The organism is Streptomyces sp. PU-14G (assembly GCF_041028275.1).
Classification (GTDB): Bacteria; Actinomycetota; Actinomycetes; order Streptomycetales; family Streptomycetaceae; genus Streptomyces.
Genome location: NZ_JASKYT010000082.1, coordinates 1 through 23483, shown reverse-complemented (window position 1 = coordinate 23483; position 23483 = coordinate 1). Strand labels below are relative to the sequence as shown.

Below are 23483 nucleotides of genomic sequence, written 5' to 3'. Positions count from 1 at the left end.
GCTCGTCCGGTGGGGACGAGGGGCGTGGGTGCTGTCCTGCCGCGGCCATTCAGTACCTTCCCCGGGTGGCGGCGGCGAGCTCGTGGTCGCTCGCACCCTCGAACAGGGCGATCTCGCCCTCGCGTACCGCGTGCACGGCCCCGAACAGCGGCTCGCCCAGCGCGGTGCGCAGGACCTCGGACGCGGCGAAGTGCCGCAGCGCCTCGCCGAGCGAGCCGGGCAGGCGACCCGGCGCCTGCTGCGGCGCGGCGTGCGCCGGGTCGCCCCGCACCGGTGCGGGCAGCCGGGGGCCGTCGTCCCCGGTGAGCTCCGCGAGGCCCGCCAGACCGGCCGCGAGGACCCCGCCCGCCAGCAGGTACGGGTTCGCCGCCGCGTCCACGCACTTGACCTCCGCGTTGGCGCAGTGCGGAGCGCGCCGCGTCCCGGCGACGAAGCGGAGGGCCGCCTCCCGGTTCTCCAGCCCCCAGCACTGGTAGGCCCCCGCCCAGCGCGAGGGCCGCAGCCGCAGATAGCTGGCCGGTGTCGGCGCGCCCAGTGCCAGCAGCGCGGGCAGCTCGCGCAGCACGCCGGCCAGGAAGGCCTCGGAGGAACGCGTCATACCGAACGGCCCTTCGCCGCCCGCGCACAGGTTCCGCCCCTCCCGCCACAGGCTCAGGTGCACGTGCCCGCCGCTGCCCACCCCGGCCGGGTCCACCACGGGGCCGAACATGGCGGTCAGTCCGTGCCGCAGGGAGACCGCGCGCACCGTCTCGCGCACCAGTACGGCCAGGTCCGCCGCGCCCACCGGATCGGACGGCGCCACCGACACCTCGAACTGCCCCGGCGCGTACTCCGGATGGATCTGGAGCACCTCGACGCCCTGCGCGGTGAGGGCCGAGAGGATCTCCCGCAGGTAGTCGGAGGTCTCCACCAGCCGGGCCATGCCGTAGGCGGGGCCCGTGGTCGGATACACCGGCTCACCCGCCGCGGCCGGCAGCGGGCCGCGAGTGACCACCCACTCCGTCTCGAAGCCCATCCGCAGCTCGATCCCGTGCTCGTCCAGCGCCTGTTCGGCCATGCGCCGAGCGAAGCCCCGCTGGCAGCCGGCGTACGGGGTGCCGTCCTGCTCGTAGCGGGAGACCGGCGCCCACGCCCAGCCCGGCTGCGCCGCCAGCACCGTCAGCCGCTCCAGGTCAGGCACCAGCCGCAGGTCACCGTCAGGGCCGCCGACGTGCGGGCTGTCGGCCATGGAGTCGTCGACGAGGTAGGCGTCGAAGCAGGGGGACATGCCCACCCCGGTGGCGAGCGCCTGCCCGAGCCGGCCGGCGGGGACGGCCTTGACGCGGGTGAGCCCCGCGTTGTCCACCCAGGTGAGCGCCACCCCGTGTGCTCCGGCCCGGGTCAGCCGCGCCGCGGCGGTCTGCGCCTGCTCCTGCTCCTGTGCGCGCCCGGCCTCCTGCGGGCACCCGGCCTCCTGTGCGCGCCCGGCCTCCTGCGGGCGCCCGGCTCCCTGTGGGCCGTCAGCGGGCCCCGCCGTGTCCGTGCCCGCCGCCGGGCCGGCCGTCGTACCCGCTTCCGCGTCCGCGTGCTGCGGCGATGTCCGCCGTGTGGTTCCCATGGAGCAGGCTCTTACTCCCCCTTCGCGATCTGGGCAAGTCGGCGCACATCGCCCGGCGGATCGTCCGACAATCCTCCCCGGACGGTGTTGGGATGTGCCAAAGGCAAGAAGCCTTGGCACGACGTGCCTGACTTCAGGGCGAGTTGGGCAGTACCCCCTGTGAGGCCACATCGGAGCGGGGAGGGAAACTTGGAAGGTGGCGAGACCTATGCGGCTACGGTACGGGAGCAGTGGTATGCGCATCAGTGACGTCTCTGGCGGTGAGCCGGCCGCCAGAGACGCCGAACAGGACGGCAGGGCGGAGGGGGCCGCCGCGTCGCCCGCGGTTCCCCGGAAGGTGCTGGGCATCCGGCTGCGGAGGCTGCGCGAGGCGCAGTACATATCGCGCCGGGAGGCGGCCGAGGCCATCCGGGTCACGAACAGGAAGATCGAGGATCTGGAACACGGGCGCACGGGCTGTGCGCTGCGCGACGTCGCGGACCTGCTCACCATCTACGGCGTGACCGACGAGAGCGAGCGCGCCGTGCTGACCGCGCTCGCCCAGCAGGCCAACACCCCAGGCTGGTGGCAGGCCTTCCAAGGCGTCGTCCCCTCGTGGCTGCACACCTACATCGGCCTGGAGCAGGCGGCCAGCGTCATCCGCACCTACGAGGTGCAGTTCGTGCCCGGCCTCCTCCAGACCCGCGAGTACGCGCGAGCCGTCATCGAACTGGCGCACGACGAGGAGCCGGAGCCCTCGGTCCAGCGGCGCGTGGACCTGCGCATGCGGCGCCAGCAGATCCTCTTCGGCCCCCGTTCCCCCCGTGTGTGGGCCGTCGTCGACGAGGCAGCGCTCCGCCGCCCCGTGGGGGGAGCGGCCGTGATGCGCGCCCAGTTGCGGCACCTGTCCGCCATGAGCGAGCAGCAGAACGTCACCGTCCAGATCATGCCGTTCAGCGCCGGCGGACACGCGGCAGCGGGTGGCCCCGTCACGCTGCTGCGACTGCCCGAGAGCGAACTGCCCGACATCGTCTACCTGGAGCAACTCGACTCGGCCAGCTACCTGGAGGACGAGACCGACATCGAGGCCTACCGCCGGGTCACCGACCGCCTGGTGACCCGCTCGCTGCCCCCGGCCGAAACCCGCGGGCTGCTGCGCCGGATCGCCGAGGAACTCCCCGACAGCGAGCCCGCCGTCACCCTGGCAGGGCACTCTCCGGGCCGCTAGCCCGCCCAGCGCCCTGCGTCCTGCGTCCTGCGCCCTGCGTCCAGCGCCCTGCCGCCTTGCGCGCTGCCGCCCGGTGGGTGCCCTGCCGACCGCCGCCGGTGCGGGAGTCGCTGCGGGGCCCGCGCGCGACGCGACGATGCCCGAAGCGGCCCCTCGGGCCCTCGCCGCCCCGCGCCGGCCGCACCGCACTGGCGGCCCCGCGCCGGTCGACCTGCCCCGGGCGCCCCGCGCCGGCCGCACCGCCCCCGGTCGCCCCGAAGCGGCAGGTGTCCTACTCCGGCACGCGTTCGAAGACGGCGGCGAGGCCCTGGCCGCCGCCGATGCACAGGGTTTCCAGGCCGTAGCGGGCGCCGGAGCGGTGCATCGTGCGGGCCAGGGTCGCCAGGATGCGCGCACCTGTGGCGCCGACCGGGTGGCCCAGGGAGATGCCGGAACCGCACACGTTGACGCGCTGCTCGTGGTCCTTCGCGGTCAGGCCGAGGGCGCGTGTGCAGGCCAGCACCTGCGCGGCGAAGGCCTCGTTGAGCTCGATGAGGTCCATGTCGGTGAGGCCGAGTCCGGCTTTGGCGAGCGCCTCCCGGGTGGCGCCGACAGGGCCGAGTCCCATGGTCGCGGCGGGCACCCCCGCCCGTGCGAACGAGACCAGCCGCACCAGTGGCCGCAGCCCCAGCCGTTCGGCGGTCTCCGCGGTGGTGACCAGACAGGCGGCTGCGGCGTCGTTCTGGCCGCTGGCGTTGCCCGCCGTCACGGTCGCCTCCGGGTCCTGGCCCAGCCGCATGGGGCGCAGAGTGGCGAGCTGTTCGGCTGTGGTGTCGGGGCGCGGGTGCTCGTCGGTGGCGACCACGCTGTCGCCCTTGCGGGTGCGGACGGTCACCGGCACCGTCTCGGCCTCGAACAGGCCCTGTTCGGCGGCGTGCGCGGCGCGCTGCTGGGAGCGCAGGGCGAGCGCGTCCTGGTCGGCGCGGCTGATGCCGTACTCGCGGCGCAGGTTCTCAGCCGTCTCGATCATCCCGCCGGGCACCGGGTGGTTGACGCCCCCGGCGGTGACGCGGCCCCGGGCGAGGGAGTCGTGCAGCGTCAGGCCCGGGCCCTTGATGCCCCAGCGTCCTTCGTGCGTGTAGTAGGGCGCGGCGCTCATCACCTCGGCACCGCCGGCGAGGACGACCTGGCTGAAACCGGCCCGTATCTGCATCGCGGCGTCCAGCACCGCCTGAAGTCCTGAGCCGCACCGCCGGTCGATCTGGGTGCCCGTCACCGTCTCGGGTAGCCCCGCGTCGAGCGCGGCCACCCGGCCCAGCGCCGGCGCCTCGCAGGTGGGGTACGCCTGGCCGAGGATCACCTCGTCGACGCGTGCGGGATCGATGCCCGTACGGGCGACGATCTCGGCGATGACCAGCGCGGCCAGGCCCTCGGGCCGCTGCCCGGCGAGGGCGCCGCCGAACCGGCCGATGGGCGTGCGCAGGGGTTCGCAGATGACGATGTCGGACATGACGCGGCCTTCCTGTGTCCAGGGGGTGGGGGGCCTGGACGAGGAGGGTGGTGGCGTGCTCGGTGGTGTCGGTGCGGAAGAGCAGGCCGGTCTGCTGGCGGGGGTTTTCGCCCAGGTGGTCGGGGAGGAGCCGCATGAGGGTTTTGTGGAGCTGGGTGTGGTCGCGCAGGTCGCGCTGGACGTCGCGGCTGTGCGGGTTGAGCCGGATGCGGGCCAGGTAGGCGACGGCGGTGGCGGTGGTCATGCGGTGGGCTCCTTCCCCAGGGCGTAGTCGATGAGCCTGTGGCACGTGGGGGCGTTGTCGGGTGTCGCCAGTGCGGCCGGGAGGTGTTCGGTGGTGCGGTGGAGGGTGCGGTTGTCGTGGCGGCGTGCGTGCTGGGCGAAGGTGACCGGCCGGTCGTAGAGGGAGAGTGCGACGGCGTCGCGGGGCCGCGGCTCCGGGAGCCTCTCCCACAGGAAGCTGACCGGCAGAGTCTCGGTGGCTTCGTCACGGGGGCGGCGGGGCAGCGGTGTGCTGAGCGGGACCCGGTTGCGCAGTTCATCGACCGGGTCGGTGACGTCCGAGCGCAGGACGAAGGGCTCATCCGGTGGGCAGGAGCGCCGGCCCAGGTAGGGGGACCAGTGCGGCTGTTCCAGGGCCTGGGCTGTCTCGGTGAGGATGCGGGCAGGTCCGGTGACGGCGACGACGAAGACGGCGTCCGCGAGGTAGTGGCGGCGGGTGATGACCGCGGCGCCCTTGTGCTTGCCGCCGCTGGTCGCCGCGGTGCGTTCTGGGGGCTGGCCGCCTCCGGCGGTGTGGTAGTCCTCCAACAGCGTGCCGGGACGGTCCGCCCTGACCGTGAACTCCAGCTCGTCGTAGCGGGAGAGGTCCGCGCCGCGCTGGAGCCCTTGAGCGGCGGAGAACATGCCGATGAGGCCGGAACGGGTGGGGAAAGGGGCGCTTTCCCGCTCCGGGAGGAAGGCGGAGCGTTCGCCCCAGGACTGGAGCGGGCCGGCCAGCCGCAGCAGGAGACCGCTCACCGGGCGTCTCCCGCATCCGGGAGGGCGGCCTTGGCGGCGGCTTCGATCAGGTCGTCGAAGGAGTCCTTGTTCTCGCCGAGGTGTTCCAGGGGCGCGATGGTCACGGTGGCGTGTCCGTGGAAGGGGCGGTTACGGGAGCCGGTGAGGCGGTTGATGGCGCCGGCGTAGGCGTTCAGGGCCCGCCGCGAGGGGCCGGAGAAGCCGCCTGCATCGTCGGCAGTGACGGGGGTTTCGAAGGCGGCGGCCAGGGACAGCGGGCGGCGCTTGCGGACAGCCGTGTACAGCAGGTCGGGCAGGGTGTGCGGGGCGGTGCTGGTGCGCTTGGCCTGCGGCAGCGCGGAGACGAACTCGTCGGCGAAGACGGTCAGCGCCTCCCGCGCGGTCTTCACGTCGCCGTCCAGGTTCCTGACGAGGTCCTCCAGGTTGACGCAGGCGTAGCGGTAGAAGACGCCAGCGCCGAACTCGGCGGTGTTCAGGTGGCCGCTGCCGGTATCAGCCGCCTCCTGCCAGTCGTCGACGGCGGTGAAGTAGTCGCGCTGCGGCTCGCTGGCGTGTGTGGTGAACGGATGGGCCATGTGGACGGCGCCGTCGACGTTGGCGCCGGGCAGCTCGGCCAGCATCCGGCCGAGCAGGCTGATGGAGACGGTGCGCCGCTTGAGGATGGCCTCCACCTCAGCGGTGGGCAGCAACTGGCCGGGCTTGCTTGCGGACTGCTTCTCCTCCAGGACGGCCCGGTGCTCGCCGCACAGCTGAGCCAGTTCGTCGATAGCCGCGGTGGGCAAGAAGAGGAGCACCGTGGTCCGTCCTTCCTTGTCCAGTCCCAGGCCCTTTGTTCCGGCGCTGGCGGCCACCTGTTCACTGGCGAACGTGGCGAGGTCGTCGGGCCAGCCGGCCTCGTGCAGTGCTGCGGCGACCTTCGAGGGCACCAGGCGGCTGCGCGCGGCCCGCTCGCCTAGCTCCTTCTCCACGCCGTGCCGGACCGGCCGCTTCCACGCCTGGCTGGAGACCCTCAGCCGCGGCACGCTCCCGTAGACCACCGATTTCGGTGAACCCAGGTCGTCGCGGTTCAAATTCGCGGCAGGCACCGACTGCAGCGCGTGCAGATCGAGGTAGAGCGCCATGGTGGTAACTCCTCAAGTCAGTTGTGGTGGTCGCCGCTGGGGCGGGTGGGGCGGAAGTCGAAGTAGTGGGAGAGCCAGCGGGCAGCGATGCGCTCCCGGTGCTGCTCCCACCAGGACAGGTCGCCGATCAACTGGACCCAGTCGATCGTCACGCCTCCGTTCTGCAGCCGGCGCAGCAGCGCCGGCAGCCTGCGGTGGAGAGCATCGGTGCCCTGCCGGGCGATCAAGTGCAGGTCGGCCTCGGCCGCGTGCCCGCGGTAGAACTGCCGGTCCACGCCTTGGGCGAGCGCCGTTCCCAGATCACCGGAGCGGGCATGATGCTGCGCCCCGTCTGTCTCGGGGTCGGCGTTGCGGGCCCGGGGCGGCCGGTCGGCGATCAGGGCCGCGACCGCGTAATGCGCACGCTCGGCTGCCGGATGCATGCCTGGGGGCAGGAGGCGCACGAGGTGGCCGTGCAGCGGGTGGCATTTCTCGACCGGCAGCCCGAGTCCCTTGGCCAGATCGGTCCGTGCACCCGGCTCCTGGCACAGGGCCAGTACGGCGGCGACGAACCCCTCCCGGCCCTCGGGGGGCTCGACGTCCTCAGCTCTGGCCCTGGCGCGGTAGAAGCTGCGCTGCCAGCGCGAGGTGATCTTGTCACGATGGCTGTCCCACCGGTCCAGGTCGCGCAAGAGCGCAGCCCAGTCCACCGGCACGTCCCGCAGCAGCGGCATCAGGGAGGGCAAACGGCGCAGCACCGCTTCCTGGCTGCTGGAGGCGCACTTGTCCAGCTCCAGCTCGGCCGATCGCTGAGCCAGCGCTTCCAGGCCGACCGCTGCGGCCAGCGCAGCACCCATGCCGAGCGGCGCGGTGACGGGCCCGTCGGCGCTGGGCTCTGTGCTCGACGCCTCGTCGTCGCGTCGTGCGCGGACTTGAGCGGCGATCAGGCGGGCGACTGCGTACCGGGCACGCAGCGACGTCTCCGTCATCTGCCGCGGAATGCGCTGGCTGAGGTGCCTGGCGGTCTCCGGTGACCGGTTCAGCGGACGGCCCTGCTCCCGGCGCAGTGCTCCCCTGGCCCGCGGGTTCCGGCACAGCTCCTGTACGAAGACGATGAAGCGGTCGGCCCCGTCGCTCCGGTGGGAAGTCCCGTCTCCTCCCGGCGCGGACGGCGGCGTGCTGTCGATGGTGACGTCGGCACACATGTGAAGTCCTTACGGGGAAGGCGGAAGATCGGAACGGCTGGTGGACGGCAGCAGCTTGAACAGGACCCGACGAGCCCGCGACCGTGCCCGCGCCACCCGCAGGTCCGCGCGCGTGGCCGGGCCGATGGCGGCGTCGAGCGCGTCCAGGGCCGCGGTCACGAAAGGCTTGTGCAGCGGGTCTTCCCGGTGGCCGGTGCTCACCAGCCGCCAGAACTCCTGCTCGGCCTGCGGCCAGTACACGCGCAGGGCACGCGTGGCCCACGGCCCGGGACGCTTCTTCTCCACCTTCACCGGCGCTTCCGGATCAGGGCCGACGTTGGTCAGCTTCCAGGCCAGCATCGCCGCGTACTCCAGGCTCCGGCCCACCGTCTCGGCGAAGTCGTGGCACTCGTGCACCCGCACCGCCATCGCGGCTGCAGCGCCGGCTTCGTGGCTTTCTTCCTCGTCCGGGTCGGGCTGCTGCCACTGCAGCACCGGCGGGGTGGTGGCCTCATACCAGACGGTGTCCTTTTGCTGGCCGTCCTGATCGAAGCCGTAGGCGCGGACCCGCAGCTGTCCCGAGAGCCTGCGCGGCAGCCTCTCGAAGGCGCGGGGCCGTTTGCCGTCGACCGTGCCAGTCTGCATCAGCAGCGAGTCCAGATCCCGCCAGGTCGCCCGCGCCCCGTCCGCAACTCGCGCGTAGGGCGCACCGCCCTTGACGGGCACGTCACCGATCACGAACGGGTCGAGCGCCACATCGGCAGGCGTGTGCGTAGACCACGTGAGATACGCGTCCACCACCTCACGCCGATCCGCTGAGGGCACCAGCAACACCGCGTGCCGCGCCCGGCCGGTCAGCAACCGCCCCGGCCAGGTCGCCGCCACCGGCTGCTCGGGATCAGGCAGCTCCTCCTGCTCCCACGGACACGTCCCCCCGGACAGCTCCAGGTCTCCCCACGGCGCCGGAACCGCCAGCACGAGCGTCGCGAAGAAGCTGTCCGCCCAAGGAAAATACGACACGGCCTTGCGCAGCGGCCCCGCATCCCCGCTCCCCGCACGGACCGCAGTGATCCTGCGCGGAGTGCACTGCCCGGAAGGGCCGTGGTAGAGCTGCGCGATCATGTGCCAGGCAGCCTCGGCCGCAGGCAACGCCACCGGCTCCCGGTCGGTGAAGTGCCCGAACAACACCGCGCCGTTGACACCCGTCGGACGCCCCAGCACCAGCTTGTTCACCCCGGACGGATTGGGCTTCCCCTTGGGATCGACACACTCCTTGGCCAGCCTCGGATCCTGCAGGAACGGCCGCACCGCATCGAACAGATCGAACCGCCCCGCCGGCACCTGACGGTCGAAGTACTCCCGCACACGGTCCGGATCAAAGCGGCCCTGCTCCAGGACCCGGTTGCGCAAGCGCCGCCAGGCAGACGACTTTCCGGCCAGATCCGCATCGTCCAGCCGCGCGGCACCCTCGCCCACGATCCGCACCGTCATCGCGGCCAGGATCCGCATCAGCCCCGAGGCCGCCGGCGGCACCGGAAGCTCCAGGTCCTCCACCTCATGCGCCCGCAAGAACAGCTCCCGCAACCCCACCCGTTCCGACCGGCCCCCCACCCGTACCGGGATCCACGGCCGATCCCGCAGGTCGAATCCTTCCGTCTTCACAGTCACCCACCCCCTCATCACTCCGAACGCCCCCGTTACGTTGCAAAGCAACGGGAATCCAGCAAGAACCGTCTTACAGCACGCCACTGACAGCCGCGGCTGCTTGGCTGACCTCTCGGTGCCGAATGCCCTCCGAAGCGCGTCGATCATGGCTGGAACCTGCGTCACAGAACGGCCGTTGAGAAGTGAAGAAGCCGCGAGACCCAGTTGTTCGGCTAGGCTGCCGCCACCAACCGATGGACAAGGAAGTGATCAATGTGCTGATTTTCCTGGACTCTCGCCTTCTCGGCCTTGCCGTACTCGCTGTCGTGGTCATCGTCGTCGCGCTCGTGACCCGAACCGAGCCCGCGGCGGGCGCCACTTGCGGGGCACTCCTCCTCGCGGCCGCTGAAGGACGCCGCCGAGCTGTTCGTTGAGACCAGCCAGATCGGGCCGATGCTGCACGTCGCAGGCAGAAGTAACGCGGCGCGCCTGTTTCGGATGGTGCGGCGTACAGGGTGCGCGTCAGCACGTGGCGAAGTGCATCGCGCTGCGGGTGACGAAGGGAGCCGCGCTACCTGGCCAGTTAGGTGCCCGACCGACGCCGGGAGTTGTCCGGCCCGTGGCGTACCGTGTAGTCCCATTGATCCTCCCCGCCTCCGCGGGGGTGTTTCTCCGCGTGACCCAGTTGGCTGGTCCGAAGCACTGCGCTCCCCGCCGATGCGGGGGTGGCTGTAGGGCCTGCGCGGTACCCGCGTACGGCCTTACAGCCGGGTGAGCCCCAGCGTTTCGTCCAGCAGCATCGCTTTGGCCCCCACCTGGACAGCGTCAACAGCCCCGTCGCGCACCGGGTGCCTGAGCAACACCAGGTCCCCGAGCATCGGGTGCTCCCGCCACGTCTCATCCGGGCGATGAGCCTCCTGATCGACTTTTTCGGCCTGGAACCAGTCCGCGCGAACCGGGATCGTCTTCCGCATGACGGCCCGCACATCGTCAGCGGCGAACCGGCCCTCGTCATCGGGCCGGGGCAGGGGGACGTTGCCCTCGACGTCCAGCGTGAGAGAGCCGCCCGGCTGCTGGTAGGTGCACAGCAGTCGCACCGACTCGGCTCCCAGCCGTGTCGCCGCCTGCCATTCCTCCTCGGTCCCCGCTTCACGATGCAACTCGTGCAGGCTCTCCACGTTGCCTACGCGCGGGATGACGATGCTTTTACCCAAAGACTCCTTGGCGCAGGTATCGCCCAGGTAGGCGAGGTAGGAGTCCTGCGGAGTGTTCCAGTCGAACCGGTCCGCCTGGTCGCCGTGCACCCGCTCGACGAGCTCCTGCACCTCGCCCGGGATCGACATGGTCCGGCGGTCGTACTCGTGCAGGAGCGCGGAGGTCTCTGTCAGGAGGAACTCCGGATAGACCTCGCCCCACCGCTTCGGCACCTGCCCACCGTCGGCTACCGGATCAAGCACCACCAGCCGGGGACCCTCTGCCCAGGCGGGCCGCCCTCCGCCTTCGGGCCTGCCATGCCGTGCCCACCAGGATTCGTGCCGCCAGCACCGGCCGGCGCGTTGCAGCAGCAGCGCGAGCGGAGCCAGATCGCTGATGACCAGGTCGGCGTCCAAATCCAGCGACTGCTCCACCACCTGCGTGGCGACGACAATCTTCCGCTCCGGCCGCGGGCCCTCGCGTCCCATCCCGTCAGTCACCTTCCTGGTGAGCTCCTCCCGCACGTCACCGGGGAAGCGGGCGTGCAGCAGCTGCACGTCTTCCTGGCCCGCGAAGCGGCCCCGCAGGGAGAGGTAAGTCTCCTGCGCCTCGGCCACGGTGTTGCAGACCACCAGCACACAGCCACCACCGGCTTCCATAGGCCGCAGCAGGCGCTCGATCGCCGCCAACCGGGGATCTTCGCCTCCCTCGCTCTTACGCGCCACAGGCTCGACCTGGATCTGGAGCTCCACCGGGCGCTGAGCGGCCTGTTCCTGCTGCCTCTCGCACGAGATGGTGACGCTGTCGCCACTCGCGGCGTCCGCGTACAACCAGCCGGGATAGGGAGCCCGATAGGTCTTGTCCAGCTTGCTCTCCACAGTGCCGGCGCCCCGCAGATACTCCTTGATCAGCTTGTCGCTCACCGAGGCAGGAAGAGTCGCGGACAACAGCACGACCGGAACGCCGTAGGCGCCGAGCCAGTTCAGCAACCGGCCCAGCAGCACCTGCATGTACGGGTCGTACGCGTGCGCCTCGTCAACGATGAAGGTCTTCCCAGAAAGAGCCAGCAGACGCAGCACGTTGTGCCGCACCGGCAGCACGGCCATCAACGCCTGGTCGATCGTGCCGACCGCGTACTGCGCCAGCAGCGGGCGCTTGGAGCCGCGCAACCACCGCACCGGCCGGGTCGCCACCAGCTCCGGCAGCGACCTCCGCCGCTCCGCAGCAGACCGCTCGCCTCCCGCCTTCTCCTCTTCGCAGCCGAGCACCCGCACCGCCGACTCCAGCTCGTCGTCCGCATACGCCGCATCGAGCCAGGCCATGCTGTGCACCAGCGTCAGCGCACTCCCCTCGCCCTCCTGCTGGTGGAGCATCTTCGCGACCCGTCCGTGCATCTGGTCGCTGGTGGACATCGTCGGCAGCAAGAACGCGAACCCTCGCGTGCCGAAGGCGGCTGACAACACCCGTTCGGCTTCCAGCGCCGCCTCCGTCTTGCCGTCCCCCGGCGCCGCGGTCACCAGTGTGATCCCCGCCTTGCCCGGCACCCCCTCACCAGTACGGCGCGCGGCCACCGCCGCACCAAGCTCCTCCTGCACGGAACGCTGCAGCGGATTCGGAGCACCGTCGATCGCGTACGCCTCGGCGAACTCCTTCCGCCCCAGCTCGACCGGCACCAACCCCGCCTCCCGCACCAAACCCTCCGCGTCCCGGCAGGACTGTGCGAAATGCCGGCCCAGGTCAGGATCGAGCTGCTGTTGACGGCGCTTGAGGTAGTGCTCCTGGCTGACCAGCCAGTCGGCCAGGATCACCACCCCGGTCACCAACACGCATGCTGACGGCGCGCTCTCCCCCTCAAGCTCCGGTGCCTGCGGCCTCCCCAGGAAGTCGAACACCGCACTACCGTGCGCGACCCGCTGCCGCGCCCAGGCCGGCCCACCCAGACGCGCTCGGTAGGCCGTGTTGTAGGCCCGGTTCTCATCGAAGCGGTGGAACTGGCCGTGATGGCCACCGACGATCTGGGCCAGCCACTCCACAACCTCCTCGTCCTCGAAACCGAGCGCCTGCAATACGGCGGGGATGCTTTCCATGCCCACGACATCATGCGGGCGCGCTTCGGCCCCAATCTGTCCCTTGTCGCCGAGCAGCTCATCACTGAGCCCAGCACGACCCCGCGCGTCACAGAAGGCGAAACCGGACAGCTTCCCGATGTCATGCAATCCCGCGCACAACGCCGTCAGCGCACGGGCATGCTCCATGTCGCGCGCTGACCCGAAGGCGATAGCGATATGCCGCCGCTGGTTCTCCGAGAGGTACGCGTCCCACAAGTACGACGCCACCGCGGCAGCATCCAACAAGTGACGCACCAGCGGATACGGCACGAGCAGGCCGCGGGACTTCCCCCACGCCGTCTCATCCGGGCCTTCTACCAGCTTGCGCATCATACGATCACCTATCGCGGCACGACTCGTTCCGAAGAAACGAGCTAAGCAGAAGGGTCTGACAATCGCCCCGTCACAGGGAGAAAGGGGCCCGGTACGCTGCTCGCGTGAACATCAGCAGCGGGCGCGCCCTGCCAGTAAAGCCATTGCAAAGGCGCCGCTGAGCCGCAGGTCACAAAGTGTGTGCTCCCCGCCGACGCGGGGGTGTTGGCGGGCGATCTCCGGTACGTTCTCGGCGTCCGGTGTGCTCCCCGCCGACGCGGGGGTGTTGTCGGCCGTCCGCACCTTCCTGCGCGGTCTGGCGTGTGCTCCCCGCCGACGCGGGGGTGTTCCGGCATGTCCTCCGGGCTCAACCGCGCCGAGGGCGTGCTCCCCGCCGACGCGGGGGTGTTCCTCCAGTCCGATCGAGGTCTCCTCATCGAAGAGGGTGCTCCCCGCCGACGCGGGGGTGTTCCGTACCGGCTCGCCACCGCCGAGGTTTACGCCGCGTGCTCCCCGCCGACGCGGGGGTGTTCCATCCGACGCCGACCAGCGTTCGCGCTGCTCCTGGTGCTCCCCGCCGACGCGGGGGTGTTCCGCCGCGCCATCTCTCGTGCCGGAGGAAGTTTCGGTGCTCCCCGCCGACGCGGGGGTGTTCCGAGCGTCATCGTCGGGCCCCGTGACGCTGATGGGTGCTCCCCGCCGACGCGGGGGTGTTCCGTACGGGTCCTTCTCGACGCTGACCCCGTGGGAGTGCTCCCCGCCGACGCGGGGGTGTTCCAAGCCACGGGTGGCCATCGCCGACAGCGACGTCCCGTGCTCCCCGCCGACGCGGGGGTGTTCCGCAGGCGACGACTACACCCGGTGCCCCGTGACCGTGCTCCCCGCCGACGCGGGGGTGTTCCGCGCGCCACCCCGTCGCTGCGGCTGGCCCAGTTGTGCTCCCCGCCGACGCGGGGGTGTTCCGCCACCCGCCGCAGCGCGATGCACAGCCCAGACGTGCTCCCCGCCGACGCGGGGGTGTTCCGAAGCGTCCCTTGTGGGTGCGTCCCTCGGCCAGGTGCTCCCCGCCGACGCGGGGGTGTTCCGGAGGTGCCGCGCTCCCTCACGCTCAGCTGGGAGTGCTCCCCGCCGACGCGGGGGTGTTCCGGCGGAGCCCGAGAGCACCGCGCCCTCGCCCGCGTGCTCCCCGCCGACGCGGGGGTGTTCCGATCACGGCGAGGTAAAACCGCAGGTCGGAACAGTGCTCCCCGCCGACGCGGGGGTGTTCCGGGCAAGGACGTGGTGCGCGGCCTGCTGAACGGGTGCTCCCCGCCGACGCGGGGGTGTTCCGCGGGTGCCGAGCATGAGGGTGGCGAGGGTGCCGTGCTCCCCGCCGACGCGGGGGTGTTCCGATGCTGTCACCCAGGGACATTTTCGCGAGGTAGTGCTCCCCGCCGACGCGGGGGTGTTCCGAAGGGCCCAGCCCTCAACGCCGTACGCCGACGGTGCTCCCCGCCGACGCGGGGGTGTTCCGCAGCGCTGCGCTGCACGGTCAGGACGGTCACAGTGCTCCCCACCGACGCGGGGGTGTTCCGATCCTCTCGGCGCTGGCGTCGCTCGGCTCCTGGTGCTCCCCGCCGACGCGGGGGTGTTCCGATCGACAGCACGGAAATCTTGGAGGCGCAATGGTGCTCCCCGCCGACGCGGGGGTGTTCCGCCGCGGGCCTGGAGGGCGCGGGCTCCTTCGGCGTCCTCCCCGCCGACGCGGGGTGTTCCGCCCGCAGCTATCACGCGGGTGATGTGCTCATCGTGCTCCCCGCCGACGCGGGGGTGTTCCGTAGGCCACCACCCGCCGGGCCCGGATCTTCCCGTGCTCCCCGCCAACGCGGATGTGTTCTGGTGGATTACCTTCGCCGTCGCGGCATCGGCGCGTGTTCCCCGACACGGTGGGGGTATTCCGGCAGGTGGGGATGAACTTTCCGTGGTTCCGGTAGGTGGGGCGCCGAATATCGTCGATCCTCCGCGTGTGGCTGTGGCTGTGGCTGTGGCTGAGTGTGGGGCGGGTGGGGCTGCGCGGCGTGTGACCGTGCGCAGCCCCACCGGCGATAATCCGAATGGTCAGTTGCTGGCGTCGGCCTGCGTGCCGCTGTGGGGCGGGAGGTACTGGTAGCGGCGGGGGCTGTCGCTGACCTGGTTGACGATGCCGTTCTAGGCCAGTGTGGCGAGGCTGTTGGCGATCGCGCCGGAGCTGTGCTCAAGATGTCGGCTGATCTTGGTGGCGGTGAACGCCTCGTAGGAGTGATCGGCGAGGAAGGAGACGACCTTCTCTCGCAGTGCTCCGGGGCGGAGCCTGCCGCTGTCGGTGTGCGTGTCGGACGAGCGCCAGTGTCCACAGGTGGGGCACCGCTTGCCCGGCTCAGGCCGGGCGACTTCTGCCGACGGCTGAGCGGCGGCTACCGGGACGGGCCCGTTGGTCGTTGTGTTCTGCGCTGTCGGTGGCTGAGTCTCCTGCTGCACAGGCGCACTGCCCCCGCGCGGGGGAGCGGTGGGGTGCGCATTGAGCGATGCGGGTCCGTGGTGCTCCCCGAGCGGAGCGTCTGTCTGCTCCACGTCTGAGGCGGGGTCGTGTACGGGCTGTTCCTGCTGGGGCGCGGGATCACTGTGCTCGTCGGACTGCACCTCGTGCTCCGGGTCTGCGGGGTGCGGTGTTCCGGTTTCCGTGTCGGTGCTCGGGTGCGCTTCGTATGCGTGGTCCTGCTGGCGGGAGTCTGCCGTTGTGGCCGTCGGCTCTGCCTCTTCCGCGTTGGGGCGTCGGGTGCGGTGGTGTCCGGCTTTAGTTCGATTTCGTGGCCCGGGAGCGGGTGCACCTGGCCGGGCGCCGTGTCGGGGTGCGGGTACCACATGTCCGGGGTGGCCTTGCCAGGTGTGTTGTCGCCCTTTTCGCGGATGGCGATGCCCTTGCCCTCCAGAGCGGCGAGGGCTTTTCCGACAGTCGAGCGGCCGAGGCCGGCGGCCACGGCGATGACGGCGGTGCTGGACCCAGGGTGCTCGGTGAGGGTTCGGAGGTCTGGGCGCGGGTGCCGGTCAACACGCTTGTGTCGATCAGTGGGCGGGTGCAGTCGGTCTTCGCTGGGCTGGCTGTCATGAGGGGACCTCGATCGTCGTGGTTGGCGATGTACGGGGCCCCGGCCGGGGGTGCGCCCCCGGGCGCACAACGGGTGCGGTGCGGGGGCGCGGGCGTGCGGGCCGCGTGCGCGGTGCGGTGGTTCCCGCTTCGCCGACGACCATGGACGCTCGACACCCCCCACCCAGCCAAGCGGCATCACCCCAGGTGAGAAGAAGTCTCGTAGTCCTTGGCGGGTGCAGTGGCGGGTGCGGGCGTGCCGGATGGGTGCACGGTGTCCAAGCGGGTGCGCAGTGCACGGGCGCGGTCCTGCCCCAGGTGCAGGGCGCGGCGCAGGTAGCGGATGCTGGCCGGGCGTCCCGTGCGTCCGCTACAGCCAAGACCCCGCCAACCTCGCCCACGCCGCCACTGACCAGCTCCTCGCCGCCTTCACCCGCATCCTGCAGGAATGCTGCCGCATCCTGTGCCCTGGCGGGACCGTGGTTGTTGTCACCCGCCCCTGGCGGGGTCGCGGCGAACTTGTCGACCTTCCTGCCGCTGTAGTCCACGCAGGAACGCGGGCCGTGCGCACCCCCAGCGAGCACAACATCGCACTGCTCGCTGGGCTCCGAGACAGGCAACTCGTGCTGCGCCCTTCGTTCTTTCAGATGAAGAACACCCGAGACGCCCGTCGCCGCGGGATTCCCCTCCACCTAATCACTCATGAGGACGTCCTAGTTCTCCAGAAGACCGACGGTATTGGTGAAGTACAGCGCTCGGCTGCATCATTGCCGCTTCCTGGTCGGCAACTCCCTTCCCGTTCCACTCGCCGTTTGGGGTCAGCGCCGCGGTGTCACCGCGTGACCGTACGGTCCAATGCCCGCCGCGCGAAACAACCGAGCGATAGCTGACGCGTGCGGACAGCGCCCTGAAGACTCAGTTTTCAGGGCGCTCGGGTTATCCAAAACTCCAACCAGCAACAGGCAGCGAGCAGTGCAATGGCCCACCATTCTACGCAGGACAGCGCCTCCCAGAAGGATGTAAGTGGATCGGTCCGCTCTTCCTCACCTCGGAGTTACCGTTTTCGTTCAAACCGACGGCAACGGGGGCCTGAAGTGACGTTCGAGGTGGGACTCGCCACAGTCGAGGAAGACGACCTGCTTCGACACCTTCAGGGGCAGGTAATACTGGAGGTCATTACGTGGGTCGCGCAGCGGCGTGCAGCCATCCGGCCGAACTTCTCGCTGCATCAAGACGTCGCAGTGAGCCCCGTGTCGGCAACGAATCGGCACGATCAGCCGGACTGACCCGGCTGCTTTTTCTCGGCCGTACTTCCACGGAGGACAAGCAAGATCCGACCATCTCCATGCCGCGACAAGTGCGGTCATGCCAATCAGTGCTGCCTCCCGGCGTCGTCATCACCGGCTTCTACTATGACGTTGAGTCCGGGCGCAAAGACCTCGCCGCGCGGGGTCACGGCCGAGGGCACGAGCGCTTTAACATCCCTGTACCGCGCGACGGTGGTATTCAGGAGCTTCTGTCTCTCGCTGAGTCTGGCGAGCGCAGCTTTGATGCGGTCATCTGCGAGTCCATCGAGCGGGTACTGAACTTGATTGGGTGATGTCGGTGCCGTTCGCCTGACAGCTGGCCGTCAGCACCGATAGCCGTTGGGTGTGAGGTATGCGCAGGGTGGCGGGCTGACCGACGCCGAGAGGACCACGCGGGAGCGGTTACGGCTCCAGGCCGTGGCGGGTTTCGAAGGCGGGAAGAAGAACGCGGAGATTGCCGCTGCCCTGCGGATCAGCTTGCGGTCGGTCGAGCGGTGGCGCCGGGCCTGGCGCGAGGGCGGCGAGGCGGGAGTCCTATCGAAGGGGTCGCCGGGGAGACCTCGACTCAGTGAAGCCCAGATCGCCAGGCCGGGGCAGGAGTTGGAGCGCGGTCCACTGGTTCACGGCTGGCGGACCAGCGGTGGGCCCTGGCACGGATCAAGACGCTGATCGGCCGGCTCTTCCACGTCTCCTACACGGTCGAGGGCACCTGGCGGCTGCTGAAGCGCCACGGCTGGAGCTGGCAGCAGCCCACCAGGCGCGCGATCGAGCGCGATGACGACACGGTCGAGGTGTGGAAGAAGGAGACCTGGCCGCGGGTAAGAGCACCGCGGCGGAGCGCAACGCCTGGCTCGTCTTCGAGGACGAGGCCGGGCAGTCGATGACTCCGCCGCGCGCCAGGACCCGGGTCCGGATCGACCAGACCCCGGTCGTGAGGGTGAGGGGCCGGGGCTCGGGGCGCGTGTCGATGGCGGGTATGGCCTGCTACAAGCCGGGCCAGCGGTCCCGGCTGATCTACGCGATCCGCGAGTACCGGGGCCGCAAGGACGAGCCGAAGGGCTTCGGCTGGCGCGGCTTCCGCGACCTGATCGTCCGCGCTCGCATCCAGCTCGGCGGACCGATCGTGCTGGTCTGGGACAACGCCCGCCTGAACCTGACGGTCGGCACGCGCGAGTTCATCGACGCGAACGCCGAGTGGCTCACCGTGTTCCAGCTGCCGACTTATGCCCCGGACCCCAACCCGACCGAGGGCGTCTGGTCGCTGGTCAAGCGGGACATCGGTAACCTCGCCGCGGCCGACCTCGACCAGATCACCCGCGCCGTGAAGCGCAGACTGAAGATGCGGCGGTACCGACCGGAGGCCATCGACGGCTGCCTCGCCGGCACCGACCTGGCCCTGGGCCTGCGAGCGCCGGGTCGGCCGACACGAAATTGGTCGAAGCCCAAAGCTGCTGGTCAGCTACGGTGGCGGCATGAATGACAGCCTGCCCGAGGACGTAGCCAACGTGCTTGACCTCGTCCTGAACCCGGACGAGCCCGTTGTCGTCGCCCTCCGACGGCAGGTGCCCCAACTCAGGGTGCAATCCCGCTGTGAGTGCGGTTGCGGCACTGCCTACTTCGACCTTGACGCCCACGCGGTGGAGCCCGCGCCAACGGGCCCCGGCACCGTCGTGGCTGCCGACGTACAGCTGTTCACCGAAACCGGCGAGTGCCCTGGCGAGGTCCTGGTCTTCACGCAAGGCGGCTACCTCTCATGGCTGGAGGTCTGTTCTTGGAGCGATGACGTCGAGGTGAATCTCGCCGCGGCGCGGCGCTGGCTACAGCCACCGTCCTGAACCCGAGCCGGTAACAGTGGGCGATCTCGGACCCTGACGCGGTCACCACGAGTCGACCGACATCACGAGTTCAAGTTCAGTAGCGCGTCGGACCTACTTCGGTACCCTTATCGAGCACCGCCTCGACGCTGTTGGCGTACCACTGTTGGCGGCAGACGAGCCGATCAGCTTCGACGGCTCGCGCAAGAAGAAGTCCACGCAGGTTCTCACCAGGCGCGTGAAGCAGGGTGTTGCCGAGTGGTACGTCATTGAGATGCTGGAGAAGTGCTGGGGCGGCTTCGAAGAGCACACTTTCCAGGGCTACAACGTAGGAAAGCCGCCCTATGGATATCTTCCGGATCGGATTCCTCACCCAGTCCCAGCTCGACGGAGCGAGGGCAAGGTGAAGACTCGACTGAAGCCCGACCCAGTCCGTGGACCCGTAGTTGCCAGGATCTTCGAGTGGAGACGCATCGAACGGCTGAGCCGTAAGGCAATCGCGCTCCGCCTCAACGAAGACCTTGAGCTCAACCCGCCGCCGATCCCGCCCGACCCTTCGAAGGCTGTGGGACGCTGGACCGAGTCGAGCGTCCGCGACGTGCTGACGAACCCGAAGTACACCGGGCACATGGTGTGGAATCGGCGGGCACGTAAGACCCGGGGCGGTAAGAACAATCCGATCGAGGACTGGGTGTGGTCAGCGCAGGCCACGCACGTTGCCCTTGTCTCTCTCGATACGTTTGTCGGAGTCCAGGAAGTCCCGGAACGCTGCGAACGCTCGCGCAGCGCGCCCGGCAGAAACGCGACCCATCCCAGCCTGCCCGGTGCTACCCGCTGCGCTCGTATCTCTTCTGTGCGATGTGCGGGCGTCGCATGTTCGGTAAGAACCGCCGCGGCCTCAGCTATTACGCATGTGCGCCGAAGCCGGGCTACATTTCGGATGATCATCCAAAAAGCCTATGGATTCGTGAATCACACGTGCTGGAGCCTCTGAACAACTTCTTCGCGGACCGTCTCTTCGGTCCTAGCCGTCGCGAGCTCGTGGCCGCTGTCCTGCCGCAAGCGGACGATGCCGCCTGGCGCCGTCACGCAGACAGGGAGCAGGCGCTACGCACCGCAATGAGCGATCTCACACGACGCCGCGAGCGTCAGTTCCACGCACTGGAAGTGGCAGAAAGTCTAGACCAGGTGTTCATCCAGGGCGTGCAGGCGCGTGTGGCTGACCTTGACGCGCAGATCAGGATCAAGAAGGACGAGCTCGAAACGCACAAGCGAGAAGCTCCCCCTCGGCAAGATTCCGCCCTCGTGGATGCTCTCCCGGTTGGACGATGCGAGCTTGCCGCGCTTCCGGATGCGACACGCCGACGGATGTTCGAAGCGTTCCGGCTCCAGTTGCACTACGACGAGCGCACCCATAGCGTCCGCTGTCAGGTGACCCTGACAAGCGAAACGATCGACGGTGCCGCCTGGGCGGCCGGGGCCGCCCGACGCGCCGTGCGCCCAGATGAGAACGCCGTTCCCATCTGTGTGGTGCCCCCGGCAGGACTCGAACCTGCGGCCAAGCGCTTAGAAGGCGCCTGCTCTATCCACTGAGCTACGGGGGCCGGTCTCCGTTGCGGCGGGCGGGCTCGCCGTCCCCCGGAGTGACCACGGCGGGGTCAAGGATAGGGGGCCGTGCGGCTCGTCCTGTGCGCTTCACGTCCGCGACGCCTTGTGGAGGTTCCGTGAAGCGGTCCCGATAATCGCAGGCTGGTGCGATTCACGCAGCGGTTTTGGCGGTGCGCGGTGCGGGTGTTGCGCAGTCGTTATGGGTGCGGCCGGGTTGCAGGTGGTACATCGGTCTCTCATGCGGCGAAAGGGGTTATTGGACCCCTAAAGCACCTATTTTCCCCGCTTGGCGAAGCGGATACGCTTCAAAACTGCCGCAAAATTGGGCATTCTGCGCATGTGGCGATCTTGGACGTACGGCTCGAACTGCTCGACGCGCTCACCGCACTGCGCGAACGCGTCGCCGCCGCGCGCTTCCCCCTCCCGTTGCCGGGCGCCGAACGCGCCCGGCGCTCCCGGGACGAGCTGCTCGCTCAGCTCGACGACTATCTCCTTCCGCGCGTCCGCACCCCCGAGGCCCCGCTCCTCGCGGTGATCGGCGGATCAACGGGTGCCGGCAAGTCGACACTGGTCAACTCGCTGGTCGGGCGGAAAGTCAGCGAGGCGGGAGTGCTGCGGCCCACGACACGGACTCCGGTGCTGGTCTGTCATCCCGACGACCGCGCCTGGTTCATCGGCAGGCGTGTGCTGCCGCGCCTGGAGAGGGTGTGGGTCCCCAGACAGGACGTCCCGGGCGCCCCCGACCCCGCCTCCGCCGTCGGTTCCAGCACCAGTTCCGGCACCAGTTCCGGCTCCGGCTCCGGCTCCGGAGGTGTCGGCGGCGCCGCCGGGGCGAGGACCGGCACGAGAGCCGACACGAGGGCCGGGGCAGGAGCGGGAGCCAGAACCGGAACCCGACTCGGCACCGGCACCGGCACCGGAGTCGGAGTCGGAGTCGGAGTCGGAGTCGAAGCCGGCACCGGCGTCGGAGCTGCGGACAGAGCCGGAGCCGGACTCGGGGCCGGACTCGGAGCCGGCCCCGGGGCCCGGGGCGACGTCTCGAGCGGCGGCGGCGCCGCTGGCGGCCTCGGTAGCGACGTCGGCTTCACCGGCCTGCCCGCCGACGGCAAGAGGAGCGGACACGGTGGCGGCTGGGACGGCGGCGCGCAGTGGCCGTCCGGCAGGGACACCGCATGGGAACCCGGCAGGGACACCGCATGGGAAACCGGTCACCAGCCGACGTGGGAATCCGGCTGGGAGCACGGCTGGGAACCCGAGTGGGACGGCGACGAGAGGGCCGGAGGCGAGGTGGGCGGAGGCGAGGCGCCGCTGCCCACCCTGCGCATCGAGACCGACAGCGGCCTGCCGCGCGGCCTCGCACTCCTCGACGCGCCCGACATCGACTCGCTCGTCACCCACAACCGCGACCTGGCCGCCGAACTGATCTGCGCCGCCGACATCTGGGTCCTGGTGACCACCGCGGCCCGCTACGGCGACGCCGTGCCCTGGCACCTGCTGCGCAGCGCAAAGGAGTACGACGTCACCCTCGCCACCGTCCTGGACCGGGTGCCGCACCAGATGGCCGCCGAGGTGGCCGCACAGTACGGGCTGCTGCTGGAGCGCGAGGGCCTGGGCGAGGCGCCCCGCTTCACCATCCCCGAGCTGCCCGAATCCGCCGGAGGCTCCGGGCTGCTGCCCGTCTCTGCCGTCAGCGGTCTGCGCGACTGGCTGGAAGGGCGCGCCGCCGACCCCGCCGCACGCCAGGCAGCCGCCGACCGCACCGCCGCCGGAACGCTCGCCTCGCTGCGCCCCCGGATCGCCGCTCTCGCGGGTGCCTCGGCGACCCAGTACGCGGCGGTGTACCGCCTCATCCGGCACATCGAGACCGCCTACGACCACGCCGGTATCCGGCTGCGCGCCCGGATCGCCGAGGGCGAGCTGCTGGCAGGCGACGCCGCCGAACACTGGCGGTGCTTCCCCACCGACAGCGACGGCGACGAGCTGCTCGACGCTCTCTCCGACGGCCTGGCGGCGTTGCTGTGCGGAGCGGTGGCCGCCGCTGACGAACGCGTGGCCGAACAGCGCCGCGCCACACCGGCGCTCGACCACTGCGGCCCCTCGGGCCCCGACGGCGAGGGGGAACGCGGCGAGGCGGCAGGCCGGATCGGTGTGATGGTCCGCCGCTGGCGCCGCTGCGTCGAGGAACTCGCCGAAGAGGAGACCCGCGCCGCCGGCCGCGCCGCCGCTCCCGACGGCGACACCGAACGTGTGGCAGGCCTCCTCGTCGCCGCCCTGCTCGGCGGTCGGCGCGCCGCCGGAGCCGACGAATCCCTCGCCGCCCTGCTCGGCGAGGACAACGCCCACGAGCTGCGCGAACAGTGCGCGGAAATGCTGGACGAATGCGTCGAACGCGTCCTGAACGGAGAACGCGACCTGCGCCTCGCGCCGCTGGACGACGTCAACACGGGCCCCGAACCGCAGATGGAACTGGTCGCCGCCTTCTCCGCACTGGTTCGGCTCGACAAGGCCTCGCACCGGCTGCGCGAGGCGGCCGGAACCGAAACCACCGTCCGTGACTTCCCGCCGACGCGTACCCCGCTCGGCCTGCACACCAGCACGCAGCGTGGCCCGCAGCGCGGCCTGCAGAGCGCGCACATGGAGAGGTGACCGCAGTGACGTCCACCGAAGCTGCCACCAGCGGAGCCGACGAGACCCCCGACCTTTGGTACGTCGGCACGCCAGGTCACGTCGAAGGGCAACTGGAACTGGCCCTCGACGAGGACCCGCCGACGGAGGAGCCGCCCCCGGTCCCGGCCC

16 protein-coding genes, 1 tRNA gene, 2 pseudogenes and 1 CRISPR repeat array are annotated in these 23483 nt (G+C 70.4%); of the genes and pseudogenes, 8 read left to right on the top strand and 11 right to left on the bottom strand.

All coding sequences use genetic code 11. The annotated features are described in order from the left end of the window. Window positions 1-49: 49 nt before the first annotated feature. Entirely contained in the window at window positions 50-1597 is a 1548-nt protein-coding gene (locus AB8Z75_RS12835; protein WP_369201612.1) for a glutamine synthetase, read from the bottom strand. 235 nt (window positions 1598-1832) lie between these two features. Here AB8Z75_RS12835 and AB8Z75_RS12830 point away from each other — a divergent pair, with 235 nt between their 5' ends. Then, window positions 1833-2804: a helix-turn-helix domain-containing protein gene (locus AB8Z75_RS12830; protein WP_369201611.1), complete on the top strand. Its 972-nt coding sequence runs from the start codon at window positions 1833-1835 to the stop codon at window positions 2802-2804. Between the two features lie 271 nt (window positions 2805-3075). Here AB8Z75_RS12830 and AB8Z75_RS12825 read toward each other — a convergent pair whose 3' ends face one another. The 6 genes and pseudogenes from AB8Z75_RS12825 to casA form a co-directional block, all read right to left on the bottom strand. Beyond that, on the bottom strand, window positions 3076-4293 hold the full coding sequence (locus AB8Z75_RS12825; RefSeq protein ID WP_369201610.1) for an acetyl-CoA C-acetyltransferase: 1218 nt from the start codon (window positions 4291-4293) through the stop codon (window positions 3076-3078). A 70-nt stretch (window positions 4294-4363) separates the two neighbouring features. Next, window positions 4364-4537, bottom strand: a pseudogene (locus AB8Z75_RS12820) (type I-E CRISPR-associated protein Cas6/Cse3/CasE); the annotation flags it as partial. Continuing rightward, the gene (gene cas5e, locus AB8Z75_RS12815) at window positions 4534-5313 is read right to left on the bottom strand and encodes a type I-E CRISPR-associated protein Cas5/CasD (RefSeq protein WP_369201609.1); all 780 of its coding nucleotides are present in this window, start codon (window positions 5311-5313) and stop codon (window positions 4534-4536) included. The gene cas5e and the pseudogene AB8Z75_RS12820, both read right to left, overlap by 4 nt. Then, on the bottom strand, window positions 5310-6434 hold the full coding sequence (gene cas7e, locus AB8Z75_RS12810; RefSeq protein WP_369201608.1) for a type I-E CRISPR-associated protein Cas7/Cse4/CasC: 1125 nt from the start codon (window positions 6432-6434) through the stop codon (window positions 5310-5312). The genes cas5e and cas7e overlap by 4 nt, the downstream gene beginning before the upstream one ends. A 17-nt stretch (window positions 6435-6451) precedes the next feature. Then, entirely contained in the window at window positions 6452-7618 is a 1167-nt protein-coding gene (gene casB / locus AB8Z75_RS12805; RefSeq protein ID WP_369201607.1) for a type I-E CRISPR-associated protein Cse2/CasB, read from the bottom strand. A 9-nt stretch (window positions 7619-7627) separates the two neighbouring features. Continuing rightward, complete coding sequence (gene casA / locus AB8Z75_RS12800; protein WP_369201606.1) at window positions 7628-9409, bottom strand: type I-E CRISPR-associated protein Cse1/CasA; 1782 nt, start codon at window positions 9407-9409, stop codon at window positions 7628-7630. An 86-nt stretch (window positions 9410-9495) separates the two neighbouring features. Here casA and AB8Z75_RS12795 point away from each other — a divergent pair, with 86 nt between their 5' ends. Then, complete coding sequence (locus AB8Z75_RS12795; protein ID WP_369201605.1) at window positions 9496-9675, top strand: hypothetical protein; 180 nt, start codon at window positions 9496-9498, stop codon at window positions 9673-9675. Window positions 9676-10002: 327 nt separating this feature from the next. Here the strand turns inward: AB8Z75_RS12795 and cas3 are convergent, their stop codons facing one another. Both cas3 and AB8Z75_RS12785 read right to left on the bottom strand, forming a co-directional pair. Next, entirely contained in the window at window positions 10003-12876 is a 2874-nt protein-coding gene (cas3, locus tag AB8Z75_RS12790; protein ID WP_369201604.1) for a CRISPR-associated helicase Cas3', read from the bottom strand. Between the two features lie 180 nt (window positions 12877-13056). Further along, window positions 13057-14792: direct repeats of the CRISPR family, unit length 27 nt; unit sequence GTGCTCCCCGCCGACGCGGGGGTGTTC. Between the two features lie 250 nt (window positions 14793-15042). After that, window positions 15043-15351: a hypothetical protein gene (locus AB8Z75_RS12785; protein WP_369201603.1), complete on the bottom strand. Its 309-nt coding sequence runs from the start codon at window positions 15349-15351 to the stop codon at window positions 15043-15045. Between the two features lie 1787 nt (window positions 15352-17138). Between AB8Z75_RS12785 and AB8Z75_RS12780 the strand changes: the two genes are divergently transcribed. The 5 genes and pseudogenes from AB8Z75_RS12780 (at window position 17139) to AB8Z75_RS12760 (ending at window position 20073) form a co-directional block, all read left to right on the top strand. After that, on the top strand, window positions 17139-17558 hold the full coding sequence (locus AB8Z75_RS12780) for a hypothetical protein (RefSeq protein ID WP_369201602.1): 420 nt from the start codon (window positions 17139-17141) through the stop codon (window positions 17556-17558). A gap of 52 nt (window positions 17559-17610) precedes the next feature. After that, a pseudogene (locus AB8Z75_RS12775) lies at window positions 17611-18149 on the top strand (winged helix-turn-helix domain-containing protein). Further along, window positions 18059-18745 carry a transposase gene (locus tag AB8Z75_RS12770; protein WP_369201601.1) on the top strand — a complete coding sequence of 229 codons (687 nt, stop codon included), beginning with the start codon at window positions 18059-18061 and terminating at the stop codon, window positions 18743-18745. Before AB8Z75_RS12775 ends, AB8Z75_RS12770 begins: the two are co-directional and overlap by 91 nt. Next, window positions 18738-19100, top strand: a complete 363-nt coding sequence (locus AB8Z75_RS12765; protein WP_369201600.1) for a hypothetical protein — start codon at window positions 18738-18740, stop codon at window positions 19098-19100. Before AB8Z75_RS12770 ends, AB8Z75_RS12765 begins: the two co-directional genes overlap by 8 nt. Window positions 19101-19245: 145 nt before the next feature. Further along, window positions 19246-20073, top strand: a complete 828-nt coding sequence (locus AB8Z75_RS12760; RefSeq protein ID WP_369201599.1) for a recombinase family protein — start codon at window positions 19246-19248, stop codon at window positions 20071-20073. Window positions 20074-20258: 185 nt separating this feature from the next. Here AB8Z75_RS12760 and AB8Z75_RS12755 read toward each other — a convergent pair whose 3' ends face one another. Together AB8Z75_RS12755 and AB8Z75_RS12750 are read right to left on the bottom strand one after the other, a co-directional pair. Beyond that, window positions 20259-20495, bottom strand: coding sequence for a hypothetical protein (locus AB8Z75_RS12755; protein ID WP_369201598.1), 237 nt, complete (start codon window positions 20493-20495; stop codon window positions 20259-20261). A gap of 112 nt (window positions 20496-20607) precedes the next feature. Continuing rightward, window positions 20608-20683, bottom strand: a tRNA-Arg gene (locus AB8Z75_RS12750). A gap of 343 nt (window positions 20684-21026) precedes the next feature. Between AB8Z75_RS12750 and AB8Z75_RS12745 the strand changes: the two genes are divergently transcribed. Continuing rightward, window positions 21027-23333, top strand: a complete 2307-nt coding sequence (locus AB8Z75_RS12745; protein WP_369201597.1) for an ATP-binding protein — start codon at window positions 21027-21029, stop codon at window positions 23331-23333. Window positions 23334-23483: the final 150 nt, after the last annotated feature.